Source organism: Mucilaginibacter defluvii (assembly GCF_039543225.1).
GTDB classification, from domain to species: Bacteria; Bacteroidota; Bacteroidia; order Sphingobacteriales; family Sphingobacteriaceae; genus Mucilaginibacter; species Mucilaginibacter defluvii.
The window spans coordinates 850,917-867,207 of record NZ_BAABJI010000001.1; the positions used below are offsets into that span (position 1 = coordinate 850,917).

General features: G+C 37.6%; 22 protein-coding genes. 16 read left to right on the forward strand and 6 right to left on the reverse strand.

The window, feature by feature from the left end:
• Positions 1-9 precede the first annotated feature (9 nt).
• From ABD960_RS03790 to ABD960_RS03825, 8 genes are all read left to right on the forward strand, one after another.
• A complete protein-coding gene (locus ABD960_RS03790) occupies positions 10-615 on the forward strand; it encodes an XkdF-like putative serine protease domain-containing protein (protein WP_345329560.1) in 606 nt (201 codons plus the stop codon).
• A 40-nt stretch (positions 616-655) separates the two neighbouring features.
• Complete coding sequence (locus tag ABD960_RS03795) at positions 656-1,249, forward strand: hypothetical protein (RefSeq protein WP_345329561.1); 594 nt, start codon at positions 656-658, stop codon at positions 1,247-1,249.
• A gap of 13 nt (positions 1,250-1,262) precedes the next feature.
• On the forward strand, positions 1,263-2,204 hold the full coding sequence (locus ABD960_RS03800; protein WP_345329563.1) for a hypothetical protein: 942 nt from the start codon (positions 1,263-1,265) through the stop codon (positions 2,202-2,204).
• Positions 2,205-2,229: 25 nt separating this feature from the next.
• Entirely contained in the window at positions 2,230-2,766 is a 537-nt protein-coding gene (locus ABD960_RS03805; protein ID WP_345329564.1) for a hypothetical protein, read from the forward strand.
• 87 nt (positions 2,767-2,853) lie between these two features.
• Positions 2,854-3,204: a hypothetical protein gene (locus ABD960_RS03810; RefSeq protein ID WP_345329565.1), complete on the forward strand. Its 351-nt coding sequence runs from the start codon at positions 2,854-2,856 to the stop codon at positions 3,202-3,204.
• Positions 3,204-5,027 (forward strand): hypothetical protein, encoded by a 1,824-nt coding sequence (locus tag ABD960_RS03815; protein ID WP_345329566.1) that lies wholly within the window; start codon positions 3,204-3,206, stop codon positions 5,025-5,027. Before ABD960_RS03810 ends, ABD960_RS03815 begins: the two co-directional genes overlap by 1 nt.
• Complete coding sequence (locus ABD960_RS03820; protein WP_345329567.1) at positions 5,027-5,593, forward strand: DUF6712 family protein; 567 nt, start codon at positions 5,027-5,029, stop codon at positions 5,591-5,593. The genes ABD960_RS03815 and ABD960_RS03820 overlap by 1 nt, the downstream gene beginning before the upstream one ends.
• Positions 5,593-6,072, forward strand: a complete 480-nt coding sequence (locus tag ABD960_RS03825) for a hypothetical protein (RefSeq protein WP_345329568.1) — start codon at positions 5,593-5,595, stop codon at positions 6,070-6,072. Before ABD960_RS03820 ends, ABD960_RS03825 begins: the two co-directional genes overlap by 1 nt.
• On the opposite strand, the gene ABD960_RS03830 is transcribed toward ABD960_RS03825, so the two are convergent.
• From ABD960_RS03830 to ABD960_RS03840, 3 genes are read right to left on the reverse strand one after another with little or no spacing between them, the layout of a single operon-like run.
• Entirely contained in the window at positions 6,056-6,418 is a 363-nt protein-coding gene (locus ABD960_RS03830; RefSeq protein WP_345329569.1) for a hypothetical protein, read from the reverse strand. The two genes, ABD960_RS03825 and ABD960_RS03830, sit on opposite strands and share 17 nt — an antisense overlap.
• Positions 6,419-6,856, reverse strand: coding sequence for a hypothetical protein (locus ABD960_RS03835; RefSeq protein ID WP_345329570.1), 438 nt, complete (start codon positions 6,854-6,856; stop codon positions 6,419-6,421).
• Between the two features lie 2 nt (positions 6,857-6,858).
• Positions 6,859-7,296, reverse strand: coding sequence for a hypothetical protein (locus ABD960_RS03840; RefSeq protein ID WP_345329571.1), 438 nt, complete (start codon positions 7,294-7,296; stop codon positions 6,859-6,861).
• A 149-nt stretch (positions 7,297-7,445) separates the two neighbouring features.
• Between ABD960_RS03840 and ABD960_RS03845 the strand changes: the two genes are divergently transcribed.
• Both ABD960_RS03845 and ABD960_RS03850 read left to right on the forward strand, forming a co-directional pair.
• The gene (locus ABD960_RS03845) at positions 7,446-7,892 is read left to right on the forward strand and encodes a lysozyme (protein ID WP_345329573.1); all 447 of its coding nucleotides are present in this window, start codon (positions 7,446-7,448) and stop codon (positions 7,890-7,892) included.
• Positions 7,892-8,338, forward strand: coding sequence for a phage holin family protein (locus ABD960_RS03850; protein ID WP_345329574.1), 447 nt, complete (start codon positions 7,892-7,894; stop codon positions 8,336-8,338). Before ABD960_RS03845 ends, ABD960_RS03850 begins: the two co-directional genes overlap by 1 nt.
• Positions 8,339-8,408: 70 nt before the next feature.
• Here the strand turns inward: ABD960_RS03850 and ABD960_RS03855 are convergent, their stop codons facing one another.
• Complete coding sequence (locus ABD960_RS03855) at positions 8,409-9,221, reverse strand: hypothetical protein (RefSeq protein WP_345329575.1); 813 nt, start codon at positions 9,219-9,221, stop codon at positions 8,409-8,411.
• Between the two features lie 114 nt (positions 9,222-9,335).
• Here ABD960_RS03855 and ABD960_RS03860 point away from each other — a divergent pair, with 114 nt between their 5' ends.
• From ABD960_RS03860 to ABD960_RS03880, 5 genes are all read left to right on the forward strand, one after another.
• Complete coding sequence (locus ABD960_RS03860) at positions 9,336-9,737, forward strand: LexA family protein (protein WP_345329576.1); 402 nt, start codon at positions 9,336-9,338, stop codon at positions 9,735-9,737.
• The gene (locus ABD960_RS03865) at positions 9,721-10,980 is read left to right on the forward strand and encodes a Y-family DNA polymerase (protein WP_345329577.1); all 1,260 of its coding nucleotides are present in this window, start codon (positions 9,721-9,723) and stop codon (positions 10,978-10,980) included. Before ABD960_RS03860 ends, ABD960_RS03865 begins: the two co-directional genes overlap by 17 nt.
• Positions 10,981-11,010: 30 nt before the next feature.
• On the forward strand, positions 11,011-11,262 hold the full coding sequence (locus tag ABD960_RS03870) for a hypothetical protein (RefSeq protein WP_345329578.1): 252 nt from the start codon (positions 11,011-11,013) through the stop codon (positions 11,260-11,262).
• Between the two features lie 5 nt (positions 11,263-11,267).
• The gene (locus tag ABD960_RS03875; RefSeq protein ID WP_345329579.1) at positions 11,268-12,224 is read left to right on the forward strand and encodes a hypothetical protein; all 957 of its coding nucleotides are present in this window, start codon (positions 11,268-11,270) and stop codon (positions 12,222-12,224) included.
• 415 nt (positions 12,225-12,639) lie between these two features.
• The gene (locus ABD960_RS03880; protein WP_345329580.1) at positions 12,640-12,843 is read left to right on the forward strand and encodes a hypothetical protein; all 204 of its coding nucleotides are present in this window, start codon (positions 12,640-12,642) and stop codon (positions 12,841-12,843) included.
• Positions 12,844-12,854: 11 nt separating this feature from the next.
• Here the strand turns inward: ABD960_RS03880 and holA are convergent, their stop codons facing one another.
• Positions 12,855-13,877, reverse strand: a complete 1,023-nt coding sequence (gene holA, locus ABD960_RS03885; RefSeq protein WP_345329581.1) for a DNA polymerase III subunit delta — start codon at positions 13,875-13,877, stop codon at positions 12,855-12,857.
• Positions 13,878-13,995: 118 nt separating this feature from the next.
• Between holA and ABD960_RS03890 the strand changes: the two genes are divergently transcribed.
• Entirely contained in the window at positions 13,996-14,454 is a 459-nt protein-coding gene (locus ABD960_RS03890; RefSeq protein WP_345329582.1) for a type I restriction enzyme HsdR N-terminal domain-containing protein, read from the forward strand.
• Here ABD960_RS03890 and ABD960_RS03895 read toward each other — a convergent pair.
• Positions 14,451-16,250 (reverse strand): ATP-binding protein, encoded by a 1,800-nt coding sequence (locus ABD960_RS03895; RefSeq protein WP_345329583.1) that lies wholly within the window; start codon positions 16,248-16,250, stop codon positions 14,451-14,453. The genes ABD960_RS03890 and ABD960_RS03895 overlap by 4 nt on opposite strands.
• Between the last annotated feature and the right edge of the window lie 41 nt (positions 16,251-16,291).

Genomic DNA, 16,291 nt, shown 5'->3' on the forward strand with positions numbered 1-16,291 from the left:
TCACATAAAATGAAAAAATTACCACTTATAGAACTAACCATTAATCCTGAAGATAATTCATTTGTTTCGGCTGTAGCTTTAGTTGAAAACGCTGCAATTGAAAGCGATTTCATTGCATTTTCAAAAGATACAGCAATTGAAAAATTTTCAATTAATGATGAGCGAAAAGAATTGTTAGGTGCTGCTATGATACCTGATGTGCCTATCTATAGAAATTCAGAGCAAAACGGGGAATACATGGCAACGTTCTCAAAGCAAACAATTCGTCAAATTGCGCAGGTCTTTGCTCAAAAAGGACTTTTTAATAGCACCAACATTGAGCATACATTAATACCAGCAGAATCGCTAATATTTCAATCCTACATTACCGACCAAGAAAAAGGAATCAACGCACCCAAAGGGATTGATTGTCCTGATGGTAGCTGGATTATAGGGGTTAAAATCCTTAATGATTCAGTTTGGCAGAATATCAAAGCTGGAAAAATTAAAGGCTTTTCTGTTGAGGGAATCTTCAGAGCAATCGATACTCAAACTACTGTTGAATTATCTAAAGCCAATGATTTTGATAAAGCTATTAATGAGGTGATAGCATCCATTAATGAACTGGTTAATTAATTAGCCGGGCTTACATACTATTTATGGTATAAGCCAAAAAATGGAAAATAAGAAATTAGAAAAATTAATCGGTTCAGTTGACAAGCTTTTAAAGTTTTTCACTGAAAAGAAAGAAGTTTTTGAGGCTGTTAAGGTAAAGGATAGTGATGTTTCAATTGAATCTGCCATGGAAATTGGTGCTGATGTTTCAATCTCTACATCCAATGGTTCAGAGCCAGCTACTGATGGTGTTTACTCATTAGAAAATGATAAAGTAATCACTGTTAAGGATGGTAAAATTGAATCAATCCAAGGTGGTGAAGAAGCAAAGCCAGCAGATGAAGAATTGGCTGATGAAGCCGGTGCAGAATCTACCACTGAAGATGAAAAACCCAAAGAAGACGAAGCTGTAAAAGCTTTAGAAGGCAGGGTTAAATCTTTAGAAGACACCATAAAAACCTTAATGGATTCAATCAATGCGGTACCATCAAAACAAGATGTATCGGAATTCAAAAATCAGCTATTAACAGTCAATGATTCAATAATAGCATTATCAAAGATACCTACTGAAAAATCCCGGGATTCTCGACCAGAGATGAAGGATAGTCAAGAGGATTCAATAAAGAGAGTAGCGAGCCTATTCTACAAGCAATAACGGATTACAAAAAATGGCATTTGATGTTACCAAATTACCTGATTATACTAATCAGGATTCAACAGAATTTATTACCAAGAGTATTTTAGGCGCAAGTACGCTATCAATCTTAGCCCAAAGTGGCAAACTATTAACCAACGTTAAAGGCAAACAAGCTATTCCAATTTCGGATGTTGATGTTGTTTTACAAGACAATTCAACTGATGCAGGAGAACGTAACGCCCAAGGTGGTATGGTGATTGACCAAGTTATCATTGAACCTGCTGAAATCAAATCTTTAACCAACTGGTCAAACCGTCAATTAACTGACAAATTTACCGTTGAAGAATTGAAAGCTAAGTTCAAAGGTCAAAACTATGATAACGCTGCTTTTGCTGAATTTATCGGCAATGAACAAGCTGCTGCAATAGCAAGTATCAATGAGCAGGCTTTATGGCAAGGTGATGTTAATTTACCGGGCACTGGTGCAACTAAAAATCTAAACAGATTTGATGGTTTCTTAAAAAAAATGAAGGTATCAGGCGCAACCGGCGTAGCTATCAACTTATCAGGTTCAACTACTGGTGCTACCATTGTTGACAAACTTAAAAATGGTTTCTTAGCTACTAAAGTTGAGGTAAGAACACAACCGGATTTCCGCTTATTTATCTCAAAAGCTGACTACCAATTATACATCGCTGCTTTGAGTGAAAAGAATCTTTATGTACCCGCAACTGAAAAAGTTTTATTTGGTACAGATTGCCCTATGGAAATTGTTGAAGGTTTAGTGGGAACGGGTACAGTTGTATTTACAAGGCTTCGCAGCTTATACGCTGGTACCGATATGGATTCTGATGCTTCGACTGCTACCAAATATTTTTCACCTGAAACTAAGCAATTGTACATCGATTTTCAATACTCTTTAGGTACTGCTACTGCTATGCACAATGAAATTTTCTACTCTAAAGTAGCTTAATAAAAAGGATAGGAGAGGGTGAATTATGTGTGAAACATTATTACAAACCGCAAGGGATTGCGGAAAAAATACAAAGGATGGTGTAAAATCTGATGTGTACTTGATTGCTTTTGCCGACTTGAAAGCGGTATCAGGTAGTACAGAGGTTTATTCATCATCTGCATCAGGTTTAATAACCGAAATAGCTTTAAAAACAGGCAGTACAAAATTTGTCAAATTCGGTACTGTTGCTAAACAAGCATCAATTAAGGAAACTTACACCTACAACGATAACGGAAGTTATGACATAACCAAAGAGTTAACTTTTACCTTATCAAATGTTGGGTCATTGGCTGCAAGGCAAGGTGTTGAAAAACTGGTATCAAATCCGGTTGCTGCATTAGTTCGTTTGGAAACCGGTACATGGGTAGCTTTTGGATTAAACAACCAATTTATGGCTAAAACCATGGAAGGTGCCGCCGGTACAGGTTCAAATGGTAGGGTTATCACTTTAGCAGGTTCAGATACTGAATTTCTGCAACCAGTAGACCCGGCAATCATTTCAGCATTGATAGCAGCTTAATAGCTTAATCAGGCTTAATCATTCAACCTCTTAGTTAATCGCTAAGGGGTTTTTTTTATGCCCCCGTACTATTTATGTCAAGGGATTATGATACTGATTGACACAGCAAAGCCAAAGCAAAAACTAATACTCACATTAAGTGAAAAGGTAACGGTAAATCAGCCGGAATACCTGTTGGCTTTTACTGGTGATGCAACTAATGATACTTATCAGATTTCGCTTTCTGATAAGCTATCAGCTTCAAATAGCAGGTATGATTTATTTACCGTTGATACTTCGCTTTTCAACGGCATTCCAGCCGGGTACTATACTTACCAAGTTTACCAATATGCAAACAGCATTATTGAAACAGGTAAACTATTAATTCAAATCAAAGAAGCTGAACCTGAAATCATAAGCCCTATCAGAAGCGAAGAATATTTGATTTACAAACAATAATGAGTGAGAAGAGTGCGGGAGATAAAGGATTTCAGGAATTACTAACGTTTGCGAGAAGTATTACACCATTACCTGATGAAGTAATACAAAGTACCAGTGATGATAGATGGGTGAGCTTTGGTACAGATAATTTGTACCCCAACTTTCTTTTAAAACTCTATGGTGAATGCGCATTACACCGGGGAATTGTTGGCAAGAAGCTTAACTTCTTAATGGGGGATGGTATTGTAACCAAAGCCGAATCAAAGCCATTTATAGCGAACATTAATCAAGTTGATTCAGCGGAAGAGTTAATACAAAAACTTAGTTATGATTTTATACTTTTTCAAGCTTTCGCAATTGAAGTGCAATATGATATACTAAATAATAAGCCACTTTATTTTAATCATATTCCTATCAACCACATCAGGAGCAACAGGAGCCGTACAAAGTTTTGGGTATGTCAGGATTGGTTTAAACGCAGGGATATATTAACCTATGATAGGTGGGTAAAGGGTGTTAATGAAGACCGTAAGTCCAAAATATTTTACTATACCGGCTACGCACCAAGTGTAAATAATATATACCCTGATGTTGATTATAAAGCATCAGTTACCGCAATGGTAACAGATATGCTCATTAACAATTGGTTCAAGAATAATATTGAGGATGGTTTTAGCCCTGCTCACATCATCAGCTTTTTCAAAGGAGTTCCAACGTCTGAAGAGAGTAGGGAATTTGAAAGAAAATTTAAGTCTACTTATTCGGGTTCAGATGGCTTGAAGTATCTTATAAATTACAGCACAGGTGGCGATTCTTCAAGTGTTAAGATTGATAGTATTCCAAGCGATGACTATGCTACCAAACTTACAGAAGTCATTAAAAAGGTTGAAAATTCTATTCTTCAATCGCATTCAGCTACTCGTTTACTTTTTGGTGTTGAAACTGAAGGTTCGTTAGGCGGTAACGGTACAGAGCTTGAAATTCAATATGAAATTTTCAAACAAACGTGGGTTAAAAATACCCGGAATGTAATTGAATCAGGATTGAACAAGTTGTTTGCTGATGCTGGTTTACCTTCAATTGAATTCAAAGACAAATCATCATTGTTCAGCAGTTCATTGGATAGTACTACTAAAGAAAAAGTATTAACCATTGATGAATTAAGAAACATTGATGGGAAATCACCTTTGCCTAACGGTGCTGGTCATTATTTAATAGGTGCAACCGTCCCTAACATGGAAAACGGTTTTTCAAATAATGGCAAGAAGCTAACCGGCGAAGATTTTGAATTGGTTAAAGATTTTGGTGTCCATCGTGGTGAATTTGAATTTGTAGCTGATGAAGCTTTAAACTTTGCTGGTGATGATGCTATTGAGAACTATTTAATTTCAGAAAAGATAGACGGCAAATCCATCGCTACCATCAAAGCAGATATTCAAAATGCTTTAGGCATCGATACAACCTCGGAAGCAATCACTGAAAAGATAAATAAGCTCACACAAGCAAAAATAATTTCAAGTGATATAAAGAATGGTAAAGTAAATATTAAGCCTGTAGAGCAGCCTAAAGTAAGCAATGAAGTGCAAGTGATGTATGAATATGTGGTACGTAGCGGATATGGGAAACCGTTGATTGCTACGTCGAGGGATTTCTGCACTAAGCTTATCAATAATGACCGCTTGTATACACGTGCGGATATTCAGCAAATGAGTTCAATTTTTGGATATGACATATTCAGGCATTGTGGTGGCTGGTATTTCAATGCTGATACAGGTAAAGCGGAAAATCAATGTAGGCACGAATGGAAAATGGTTAAAGTGATTAGAAAGGGTAACAGATAATGAAGAGAGTACAGTTTTTAACCGTCCAAGAATTAAAGGCGAATTCAATAATTCAAACTAATGTTGATGAGAAAATCTTGAATCAATGTATCGTTGAGTTCCAGGATTTAGAGCTATCTCAAATTTTAGGTAAAGCCACTTATAAAAGACTTGTAAATGTATTGATTAGCGGTGCAACCATATCGGGTTATACTTATGCTGAAGATGATGTTTTATTACTTGAACACATTAAGCCCGTAATGATATATGGAAGCTTGCTTTATAGCTTATCACCGTTACAGCAAAAGGTAAGTAATAAAGGAATTCAAAACATCACTGATGCCAACGCTCAAATGGGTGATGCTGATAAACTTAGAAATAACTATAATTCAAAGCTGGAAGGCTATAAAAAGCTTTTAATGGAGTACATGGAAACGGATGATAATCCGGAAACTGTACCACCTCAAAATATTGATACCAGTTTTGCTTTTACCGGGATTTCTATTCCGGATAATCAGTACAATGAAGCGGAAGCTTACCGGGATGCTGCTTATAAAACCGGTTATTATAGAAGGGTAATTTACTAATGATAACCATTAACCAATACCTAAAATTAATTGAAAACTTCTTAAAGCAGCATCATCAAATCAACACGGTCATTACATCCAATGAAGCTGATTTTACAGCTTATGACAATGTTGTTTATCCGGTCGCCCATATTGATTATGTAACACAGAGAATCAACGGTGCCAATGTTAGTCACCAGTTTGAAATCATCATTGGTGATTTATTCGACCCTAATATACCTGAGACTGAATTTGAGATTTATTCAGACTGTAATTTGATTGCTGATGATGTGGTTACTTACTTCGCTAATCAGTTTGATACCGGTTATGAGGTTGACGAAAATGTAAGTGTTCAAAAATTTACTGATGCTAATGTTGATAGGGTAGCGGGTTGCGTGTTTGTATTAACCTTTAATCAATTCCGTGAGGCGAATGCTTGCATCATTCCAACTAATGATAACACCCGCCCTTTTGGTGAGCAATTTAATCAGGAGTTTTAAAACTCCATCCCCTTTTCTTAAACATTAAGTAAGCGAATAAAAAACCCACTATTAAGCCGAAATACATTCCGAAAGTAGTTGAGTTCATATCAGATATGCCTGATGCTATGAATTTAAAACTAAATAATATTGGTATTATCACTGCTAATATCCCTGCAATCATTTTAGGTGCCGGAGCAATTGCACAGGCGATGATAGGAACCAAAGAATAAATAAGTCCGAACAAAAATTCAAGGGGTTTAGAACCCATTACATATGCAAACAATACTGCGCTGGAAAAAGCGACTGGAAATAATGAGATAGGTATGCAAACTATCCAACGGAGAATTTTGATAGCCAGCTTCATCTAATATTCTTCAATGGTTTCTATTTTCGCAGCTTTATTCCAGCCTTTGTTTTTGAAGTAGTTATAACTAATCAAGATTCCAGTTCCTAAGCCAGCAGACAAGCCTATGTTACTGGATATACCTAAATAGTTATAAGACTTTAACAAATAAGTTACTGCGTAGATAGAAAATATTGCGCTGACTATCGTTACTGCGGTAACACCCCATTTCTTAGGTTTGGGCACTATCAAACAAGTGATGATTGGTAGCAAAGTAAAACTTATGTATGGAGCTATAAAGTATAAAAAACAACCAATTACTACATCTCCATTAGTTTTTATTTTATGCGAAAACTCGGTTGCGCCCGTGACCTGAATAAGTAAATACAAGAGTGAAACAGTGAGGGCTAATGCGAAAGGAATGCCCAATGACCATCTTAATATCTTAATGAGGTTCATACTTAATATTCTTCTAATTCTTCAACTAAATTTGCCTTATTCCAACCTCTATGTTTAAAAAGCTTGTAGCTTACTAAAAACCCTAATACAAATCCAGCAGTTAAGCCACCCGTGACACTAAGTATTAAAGGGTCCGAATATGCTGATGATACATTGGCAATAAATATGTTAAGAAGCCGATTTCCAAGTACAACTTCACCAATTACAATAACTGCTACCGCACCATATTTTTTAGGTGATGGTACAACATAAGTAGCAGCAATAACCGGAATAAAGCCAATTAATACACAAATTATTACAAAAAAAGATAAATAAGTTGATTCCTCTAACTGGTCAATTCTAAACCTTAGTATTTGAGATAAAATGTAAAAAAATAATCCTGTGATTATATAAGATAAAGGTATGCCAAATACCCATCTAAGAATGTTGATAAGGTTCATAGTTTAAAAATGATATTAACCGTGAAATCCAAATTGCATTGCTATACCCATCAATAGTAAATAACCAAGTATTATTCCGGCAATCCATAATAGTATTTTTGTAATAAGGTTCATAAGCCAAATATAACATAACCCGGACTATTTATCCTGTGAGGATAGATAAAGCGGGAAGGGATTTCATTTACAAAGAAGAGGGTGTTAAGCTTAAAGCTTACCTTGATGTTGCCGGTGTACCCACTATTGGTGTAGGGTTTACTTACTATCCACATGGTGGCAAAGTTAAATTAGCCGATATAATCACTTTAAAACAATGCAACGAATACTTTACTACCATTGTTCAATCTTTTGAAAATGCCGTTTCTAAGGCTGTTAAAATTAATCTCAATCAACATCAGTTCAACGCACTTGTATCATTTTCATTTAACGTAGGTATACAAGCGTTCAAGAGTTCAACCCTACTTGAAAAAATCAATGCTCAATCAACTGAACAAGATATTAGAGCAGAATTCTTGAAATGGAAGCGTGCCGGGGGCAAAGTGGTTGATGGGCTTCTTAAACGCAGAATGAGAGAAGCCAATTTATATTTTACTGCCTAATGTTTAACCTGTTTAATTTCTTCAATGGCTTATGGTCATTTATCAGCAAATTCCTTTTATGGTTCCTTGTTTTTACCACGCCAATACATCAATTCTTGATTACTATTTATGTATTGTTACTGGTTGATTTAATTACCGGTATTTACTGCAAAGTAGTTATCAAAAGAGAGCCTTTTACCAGTAAGCGGTTGAAAGATACCACTGTCAAATTTATTGGTTATTCCATGGCGGTCTTTATAGGGCTTATGGTAGATATAGCGATGCTTGGAGATAGCGCATTGATGTTAGCCCGGATAGTTGCTGGTTATATTATGCTAACCGAATTCCAAAGCGGAATTGAAAACATAAGCATCATCACCGGTACCAACTTATGGGTAATGATTAAGGATAAAGTAACTGAGTTATTTAACTCAAAAATCATTAAACAAAAAGATGAAAATAATTAAGATATTAAAGCTGATAGCGGAAATTGCTACCAGCGTTTTAGAGGCGATTAAAAAGAAGTAACAATATTATTTAATTTTCACAAGTAACTTTAATGACGGAATTGGCTTGCGGGTGTTGTAAGTATTTAAGAAGATGGCTTAGACTTTCTGCAACAGAATCCTCGTCGTTATAAGTTAGTGTAATTTTAAGGAAATGATAAAATTCTAAATCATCTTGAGTGAAAATTACATTGTCGACATTTTCGAGATAAAACGTTACCCTAATGTTCTTCAAATCAGGTTGGAAATAGACGTTAAAGCCTTCCCAATTCCTCGCGTCACCATTTATACTTTCCTCAGTGCCAAATAATATCTCGTTGGCAAAAGTTATTTTGTTTTGGGTTGCATTTACATATAACTCTGCCAACTCTATCGCTTCTTGTGCTTCAATCTCACTTGGTCGTTCATAATAATGTTCAAGCTTATTACGCAAATTTCTAATCTTAGAAATTAAACCAATTGGAGCAATGCCTAAAACTTCAACAAATACTAATGCTCTGTTTTCTCCGTCTTTTGCTTTACGGTTATTCGATTCAATGAACTTATTTATAATTGCTGAGTATTTTTTTGAATTAGATAGATTGAAAATATTTAAAATTCTATCAGTTTGACAATCAATTGCTCGTTTAGCGTTAGTGATGCAGTTCAAGAATCCCCGGAAATTACTCTCTTTTAAGTCCTTTTTTGCATAATTGAGGTAATCAATTGGCTTTAAGTTATAATGAAATGTCAAACCTGTACCTCCTTCATTCGAAATGTATAGATTACTAAAATTGATTTTCGATTTTAACAAAAGCTCCGTAAATTTTGGAATAGAAGGCAATGGAGGCTGTATATCTGACATAAATGTTTAAAGTTTTAGTTGTAATAATGCTAAAAAAGTTAGCAGATTTGTAGGGTGAAATCCCCTGCTAACATACACGTCTTTAAATTTAAAAGTTCCTTAACAGAACTGCCATTGTTTTTATCCACAATCCAATGTGGTTTTCCATCCCCGGCAGAAGATTATTTAGAAGAAGTTTTATCACTTGATGATATATGTATCAGCAATCCGGCAAGCACATTCTTAGGCAGGGTATCAGGTTCATCACTTAAAGATATTTGCATCTATTCGGGTGACATTGTAGTCATTGATAAAAGCCTTACTGCTGTACACCGGGATTTAGTAGTATGCGCTATTGATGGTGAATTCAACGCTAAGATTTTACATATAGACCCTTTGCAGGGCATACGGTTGTTATCGGCTAATTCTGAGTTTGCACCAATTGAGATAAAGGAGTTAACGGATTTTAGGGTATGGGGTGTTATCACTTTTGTGATTCAGGATATAAAGAACCGGAGCAATGATTGGCATTATTGATTGTAATAATTTTTATGCTTCGTGTGAGCGTAATTTTATGCCCTCATTGAACGGTGTACCTGTAGTTGTATTTTCCAACAACGATGGTGCTATTATAGCCCGGAGCGAGGAAGCCAAAGAGTTAGGTATTGATATGGCAGTACCCATATTTGAGGTTAAGAAGTTGATGAAGGTTTATAACATCAAAGGGTTCAGCAGTAACTATACCTTATATGGCGATATGTCCAAGCGCATAAAATACATCATAAGGAAGTTTTTTTCAGAGGTTGAGGATTATAGCATCGATGAATCTTTTGTTAGCTGTAAGGGCTTTGAATACCGTGATTTGTTTAGTTATGTTAAGGATGCAAGAGATAAAATATCTCACTGGTCAGGCGTGCCCGTAACTATAGGCGTAGCACCTACTAAAACTCTTTCAAAGCTTGCTAATCGTATTGCAAAAAAGAAATTTCGGGCTATTGGCGTGTATATAATTGATAGTGAAGAAAAGCGCATTGATGCTCTTCACACCACTGATATAAAAGATTTGTGGGGTGTAGGCAGACGAATAACAGTAAGGCTAAATAAGTTTAATATTTATACAGCTTATGACTTGTCAAAAGTTGACACTGATTGGGCTAAGAAAAACTTTAGCGTAGTGTTGCAGCGTACCGTTTATGAGTTACAAGGTATAAGCTGCATACCGTTAGAACTGGTTGAACCAGCTAAACAAAATATTGCCTCTCAAAAAAGCTTTGGGATTTTTCAAACTGAATTTGAGCCTATGGCAGAAGCATTAGCTAATTATACAGCAAGGGTAGCAGAAAAGTTGAGAAGGCAAGGCTTTGTTGCCGGGGGCATTACTGTATGGTTAGGCACCAATAACTTTTCAAAAACAGATAAGCAATATTTCCCTGAAATAAGCACCGTTTGCGATGTGCCAACAGATTACACACCTTACCTAATTAAACGTGCTGTAGAGGGCTTAAAAGTGATTTACAGAAAAGGTTATCTGTATAAGAGGGTAGGCGTAATGCTTACTGATTTAAGAAACAATTATGATGGTACTCAAAATCTATTTCATTCAAATAGCCGTGATAAAGAAATCGAAATTATCAGGAGAATGGACAGAATAAACCGCTTGAATGGTAGAGATACAATCAGGTCAGCGCAACAGGGATTTAATCACGAATGGAAAATGAGGCAAGAAACATTAACACCAAAATATACAACACGTTTATCAGACATAATCATTATCAAATAACTATATTTAAGACACTAAACTTTATTCAACATGGTTGACTATCTAAAGAGAGTTCTTGTCTACTTAAAGCAAGAATTACCAGTACGATACAAAGACTACGTAGAACTTGATGGTTGGGTAATCAAGTTTGTCATTCCGAATGACGTTCGGTTTGATGATGAATTTGCAGATATTGAAAGGGTTACCGAAACTTACGTAAGAGCTATAAGAGAGCGAAAAGCTGATTTAAACTTCACAGTTTGGCGACCAAATCAGTCAAGAGATTTTATTATATATAAATGAGTTTTATGAAACAAACGTTAGTTGGGCACATTCACAAAACAGGATTCTATCCACCGATAATAAATCATTTTTTATCTGTCGAAGAAAGTGCTGTTTATAATATTAGGCACGAATTACGTCATCCCGGTGCTATTTTCAACATTACCAGTAGCTATTTAATAAATAGTTTAAGCTCATTGATTGATACTTATACTGATGAAGAGTTGTATGATAATACTGATAAAGTAATTTTTGATAAAATCTTTGACAAGTTCCGATTAGTGATTTATGACTTGTTCAAATTCTATGATTCTTGTTTTGAGATAATGGCTTGTTTCTGTGATGCTCCTACTAAACCAATTAAATTTATTGATAGATGGTTGAAGAAAGAAGCTAAAGTACTGTTAGCAGAAGAATTCGAAGTTCAGTTGAAAGAAGATAAGTCGTTTATTTATTTAACGTACAACAAACTTAAACATACAAGTAACACCATCGCTTGGGCTAACTTAATAAGTGAACAGAAGAGATGTATTGGCTATTACTTAGAGGCGCAAACTGCTAAAAGTTTTGTAGGTTCAACGAATGATTCGGAGTTTCCAATTTCTTTGAACAGACAGATTCGTAACATATATTTTTTTCTTTTCAAGATTTCGGAAACATTATGTAATATTCTAAAGGTTCACACTGCGTCTAATAATATTCCTTTCGCATTCAACACAGGAGTAGCTGATGATACGACATGGTGTGACCTATATTACAAAGTTGAAAGTTTGGATAATATTTATTTACCATCAGAAACTGGTAAGTTGATTTATTTTCCATTTTTAGAAAATGAAGCGTTCTACTTCATTGAAGACGTTGTAGACCATTCTGTAAGTTCCAAAGAATTTTGGGAAAACGACACCGAATTTCGGCTTAATTTTGTTACGAGCGGTGATAATTACTCTAAAAAATTCAGTCATCCGCACATGGGTTTAATATAAACCCAGCAAATTAATTCCACTGATTAAAAGCTTTAAAAAATAAACTTCATAGTACAAAAAATAACCTTGAAATAGGTGCCAAAATAGGTGCCAAATGGAGCTTAAAAATTGAAAAATTTTCACTTGTACGTGATAATTCAATAAAGAAGTTTCTATATTGCATCACCGCTTTTGATATCTGCAAAAGCCCGTTTTTGATAGTGTTAAGGCTGTTTTTGCTTTGAAAGATGACACGCAAGGTGTCCATTTGAGAAGGGTTACGAAATAGCTAAAATCACTGAAAAAAGCCCCCCGGTTAAGATTTTACTAACCAGTAGTTCATGTGTAATAATTAAAGTCCAAAGGTGTCAAAAAGAGGTGATAATATAAAGGCCAACTATAAAACTTGAGTTTTTAATATTTACTAATTTTTACAATGATGAAAGCTTTGAATCCATTTTTTGTTCTCGGTACGGTTGGCGTTGTAATTACAGCCATTCTGCATGTTGTTGTTGCTTTAGTGCTTTCAATACCTACGGCTCATAAATCCATCTTCGTGTTATATCCCGTGTTTATTTCATTTCTCGCTATAGGAGCAGGACAAATAATAAAGGGAAGTAAGGCTGTTTCGGAGAGCTAATAATCACTCTCTCAATGCAATATCTTGAACATCAGCTCCCGCATCAACTCACCGGGAGGGAGGTTTGATTCTACGCCTTTGCTTTTCAGGTCGTATTCGCGCAGCAGGCCGATGATCTGCATGGTTTTGGCAAAGTTGTAGTTGCGGGCGGCTTGTTCGTAATCCTTTATAAAGTAGGGGTTCACACCCATTTCCTTAGCCAGATTTTGTGGCGTTTTGTCCTTTACATAATGGTACACCAGCACCTTGCTAAAGTAGTTGTTGAGGTTGCCAAAAAGCAGCACAATGGGGTTGGCCTTAGGGTTGGCCTCAAAGTAGTTGATGATCTGGTTGGTTTTCAGTACATCCTTTTTACCCAAAGCGGCCTGCAGCTCAAAAACATTGTACTCCTTGCTGATGCCAATGTTATGCTGGATGTGTTTCAGGGTAATTTCTTCGCCCTGCGGTACGTTCAGCATCAGCTTTTCCAGCTCGTTGGCAATTTTGGATAGATCGTTACCCAGGTAGTCGGCCAGCAAAGCGGTAGCCTGCTGACTGGCGCGATAGCCTTTCTCCTGCACAAAGGCCTCTATCCAACCGGGTATCTTATTGTCATACAAACTGGTCGATTCAAATACCAGCCCGTTCTTGTCAATGGCCTTATAAGTTTTTTTGCGCTTATCGAATTTGCCGTATTTGTGGCAAAACACCAATATGGTGCTGGGCAGCGGGTTTTCAAGGTAGGCCAGTATGGGGTTAATGTGCTTCTTATCATCGTCGTCCTTACCCCATTTCATCTCCTGCGCTTCTTTTACCAGTACCACCTGGTGGTCGGCCATCATAGGGTAACGCTTGGCGGCGTTAAGCACGGTCATGATGTCGGTATCCTTGCCGTACAGTACGGTTTGGTTAAAGCCGCGCTCGGCGGCGGGCAGGGCGTTATGTTCAATGTAATTGCTTATCAGGTCGATATAATAAGGCTCCTCGCCGTGCAGCAGGTATACAGGTTTAAACTTACGGTTTTTAAGGTCCTTTAGAATATCAGTAGCAGTCATAACTTAAGGTCAAAATTAAGCATTACAAACCGCAAAGGCACGGTATGCCATCGGCATTTTAAAATTACTTATAAACCTTTCGTACCTTGCGGCACTAAATTTTTTGTGTGTAACTGATATGAGTTTGCTGCAACCGCTGGCCCTTCCGCCATACCCTTTTAAAATTACCGAAGCTAACGGACAGCTTACCCTGTTTGATGAGTTGCGCAAGCGAACCATTATTATTACGCCTGAAGAATGGGTGCGCCAGCATTTTGTACAATACCTCATTAACCAAAAGCAATACCCTAAAGCTTTAATGCGATTGGAGGGCGGCCTTAAGCTGAACGGCATGAGCCGCCGTACCGATATTGTGGTATTTAACCGCCAGGGCGAACGTATTTTAATGGTGGAGTGTAAGGCCCCATCAGTAAATATTGACCAAAAGGTGTTTGACCAGATAGCCCGTTACAATATGGCGCATAAGGTGAGTTTGCTGGTTGTTACAAACGGTTTAAGCCACTATTATTGCCGTGTAGATCACAAGGCGGGTAGCTATCAGTTCATACACGATCTACCGGGATTTAATGAGCTTTAGCTGGCGAGGGCTGCCAGAGTCTGCATCTTTTCAAACAGATCCTCAGGCTTAAAGGGTTTTGATACGTAGTTGTTCATGCCCGATGCGTATACCTGCTCCTGTATATCAAACAGGGCCGAAGCTGTAAGGGCGATGATAGGGGTACCTGATTTTTTAGGGTCGGCAAGTTTGCGTATCTCCCGGGCAGCCTCAAAACCATCCATCACCGGCATTTGCAAATCCATCAGCACGATATCGAAATTACCATATTGTAGTTTTTGCACGGCCATGGCGCCGTTCTCGGCAATGGTTGGTACAATCTTCCATTTCGAGAGCAGTTTTTTCATCAGCATTACATTCACCATGTTATCCTCGGCAATTAACACCTGCAGGTGGCTCAGGTCGTTAGCGTCGGACGCGGGGCTGGTGCTTTCAACCGGCTCGGCAACTTCGGTCGATACATCAAACTGCATCTGGAAAGAGAATTCAGAACCTACGCCGGGTTTACTGTTTACATTTAACTGTAACCCCTGTAGCTCAAGTAAACGCTTTACAATGGCCAGGCCAAGCCCGGTGCCGCCGTACTGACGCGTAACGGTAACATTTTCCTGCGCGAAGGGCTCAAATATAGCTTCGAGATTATTTGGAGAGATGCCGATACCAGTATCTTTAACTGAAAATAGTACAGTGCTGGTATTGTGCCTGTCCTCAATGCAGGTAGCGCGCACCCATACGTTGCCCTGCTGGGTAAACTTAATAGCGTTGCTTACCAGGTTAAAAATGATCTGGGTGATACGGGTCGGGTCGCCAAAAAATACCTTATTGCGTAGGCGGCTGTCGATATCCAGCTTAAAAAGCAGGCCTTTTTCTTCAGCCTTTTGGGTAAAGCCGCCGCAAATATTATTAAGCAATTCGGGTAAATTGATGCGTATGTTTTCAAACGATACCTTGCCCGATTCTATCTTGTTAAAATCAAGCACATCATTTACGATTGATAGCAGATTTGACGCGGAGAATTTCAGGATGTCAAGATTCTCTTTCTGATCTGTCCGCGGCTGGTTCATGAGCAACAGGTTCGTCATGCCTATAACCGCGTTCAGCGGTGTGCGTATCTCGTGCGACATGGTCGACAAAAACTCTGATTTAGCATGCGACGACTTCTCGGCCTTATGCATAGCCAGCTCCAGTTTGTTGTTTAGGCGGGTCTGTTCATCACCTATATTTTTTAACTGGCGCATGCTCATTACAAAAGCGTGGTAAAAGTGGCTGATCACGAATATGGTAAGCAAAAAATTGGCAAACACGCAGATAATTACGGTAGATTGTTCAATTTTTTCGGGCTTGAAATTGATGATGTAGCTGGTTTCGTATTGTAATACAAAAAAGCTCAGTATGGGCAACAGGTTGGCCAGTGAATAGAATATGCCCCAGCGATGCCCCAGCATATAAAAGGAGAACAGCACGATCAGGATGATGATCTGTACTGTAATCATGTTTACATCCTGCAGGGTGATGAAAACATTCTCAAGGTTGATAAGCGTACCTATAATCAGCATACCGTGCGATATAAGCGCCCAGTCCGGTTTATAGGTAAGGTACTTGAACATACCCATAACGCTTAACAGAAGCGCCGCTGATGAAATAACAATGGCAGGCTGACTTTGGTAATTAACGCTGGCGAGCAGCAGCAGCATAGACACCATTACGAATAAAAGGCCGTAATAAAGCAGTTTAATACGTGCCTGATCGAGCAGGGACTGCCCGTTATGTAAAATTCGATTTAGTGAAAAATTTAAAAAGCCGGCCCGATTGCTCATGGATAATTTGCGTTCAAAAAAATCGGAAGCGGGTGGGGTAA

What these genes read in the sequence shown, in the direction of transcription:
- ABD960_RS03870 (WP_345329578.1), top strand. Translation starts at nt 11,011, where the DNA reads ATGGTTGACTATCTAAAGAGAGTTCTTGTCTACTTAAAGCAAGAATTA.
- holA (WP_345329581.1), bottom strand. Translation starts at nt 13,877, where the DNA reads ATGACTGCTACTGATATTCTAAAGGACCTTAAAAACCGTAAGTTTAAA.
- ABD960_RS03840 (WP_345329571.1), bottom strand. Translation starts at nt 7,296, where the DNA reads ATGAACCTTATCAACATTCTTAGATGGGTATTTGGCATACCTTTATCT.
- ABD960_RS03815 (WP_345329566.1), top strand. Translation starts at nt 3,204, where the DNA reads ATGAGTGAGAAGAGTGCGGGAGATAAAGGATTTCAGGAATTACTAACG.
- ABD960_RS03890 (WP_345329582.1), top strand. Translation starts at nt 13,996, where the DNA reads ATGAGTTTGCTGCAACCGCTGGCCCTTCCGCCATACCCTTTTAAAATT.
- ABD960_RS03830 (WP_345329569.1), bottom strand. Translation starts at nt 6,418, where the DNA reads ATGAAGCTGGCTATCAAAATTCTCCGTTGGATAGTTTGCATACCTATC.
- ABD960_RS03855 (WP_345329575.1), bottom strand. Translation starts at nt 9,221, where the DNA reads ATGTCAGATATACAGCCTCCATTGCCTTCTATTCCAAAATTTACGGAG.
- ABD960_RS03850 (WP_345329574.1), top strand. Translation starts at nt 7,892, where the DNA reads ATGTTTAACCTGTTTAATTTCTTCAATGGCTTATGGTCATTTATCAGC.
- ABD960_RS03895 (WP_345329583.1), bottom strand. Translation starts at nt 16,250, where the DNA reads ATGAGCAATCGGGCCGGCTTTTTAAATTTTTCACTAAATCGAATTTTA.
- ABD960_RS03825 (WP_345329568.1), top strand. Translation starts at nt 5,593, where the DNA reads ATGATAACCATTAACCAATACCTAAAATTAATTGAAAACTTCTTAAAG.
- ABD960_RS03865 (WP_345329577.1), top strand. Translation starts at nt 9,721, where the DNA reads ATGATTGGCATTATTGATTGTAATAATTTTTATGCTTCGTGTGAGCGT.
- ABD960_RS03810 (WP_345329565.1), top strand. Translation starts at nt 2,854, where the DNA reads ATGATACTGATTGACACAGCAAAGCCAAAGCAAAAACTAATACTCACA.
- ABD960_RS03790 (WP_345329560.1), top strand. Translation starts at nt 10, where the DNA reads ATGAAAAAATTACCACTTATAGAACTAACCATTAATCCTGAAGATAAT.
- ABD960_RS03820 (WP_345329567.1), top strand. Translation starts at nt 5,027, where the DNA reads ATGAAGAGAGTACAGTTTTTAACCGTCCAAGAATTAAAGGCGAATTCA.
- ABD960_RS03795 (WP_345329561.1), top strand. Translation starts at nt 656, where the DNA reads ATGGAAAATAAGAAATTAGAAAAATTAATCGGTTCAGTTGACAAGCTT.
- ABD960_RS03875 (WP_345329579.1), top strand. Translation starts at nt 11,268, where the DNA reads ATGAAACAAACGTTAGTTGGGCACATTCACAAAACAGGATTCTATCCA.
- ABD960_RS03800 (WP_345329563.1), top strand. Translation starts at nt 1,263, where the DNA reads ATGGCATTTGATGTTACCAAATTACCTGATTATACTAATCAGGATTCA.
- ABD960_RS03880 (WP_345329580.1), top strand. Translation starts at nt 12,640, where the DNA reads ATGATGAAAGCTTTGAATCCATTTTTTGTTCTCGGTACGGTTGGCGTT.
- ABD960_RS03805 (WP_345329564.1), top strand. Translation starts at nt 2,230, where the DNA reads ATGTGTGAAACATTATTACAAACCGCAAGGGATTGCGGAAAAAATACA.
- ABD960_RS03835 (WP_345329570.1), bottom strand. Translation starts at nt 6,856, where the DNA reads ATGAACCTCATTAAGATATTAAGATGGTCATTGGGCATTCCTTTCGCA.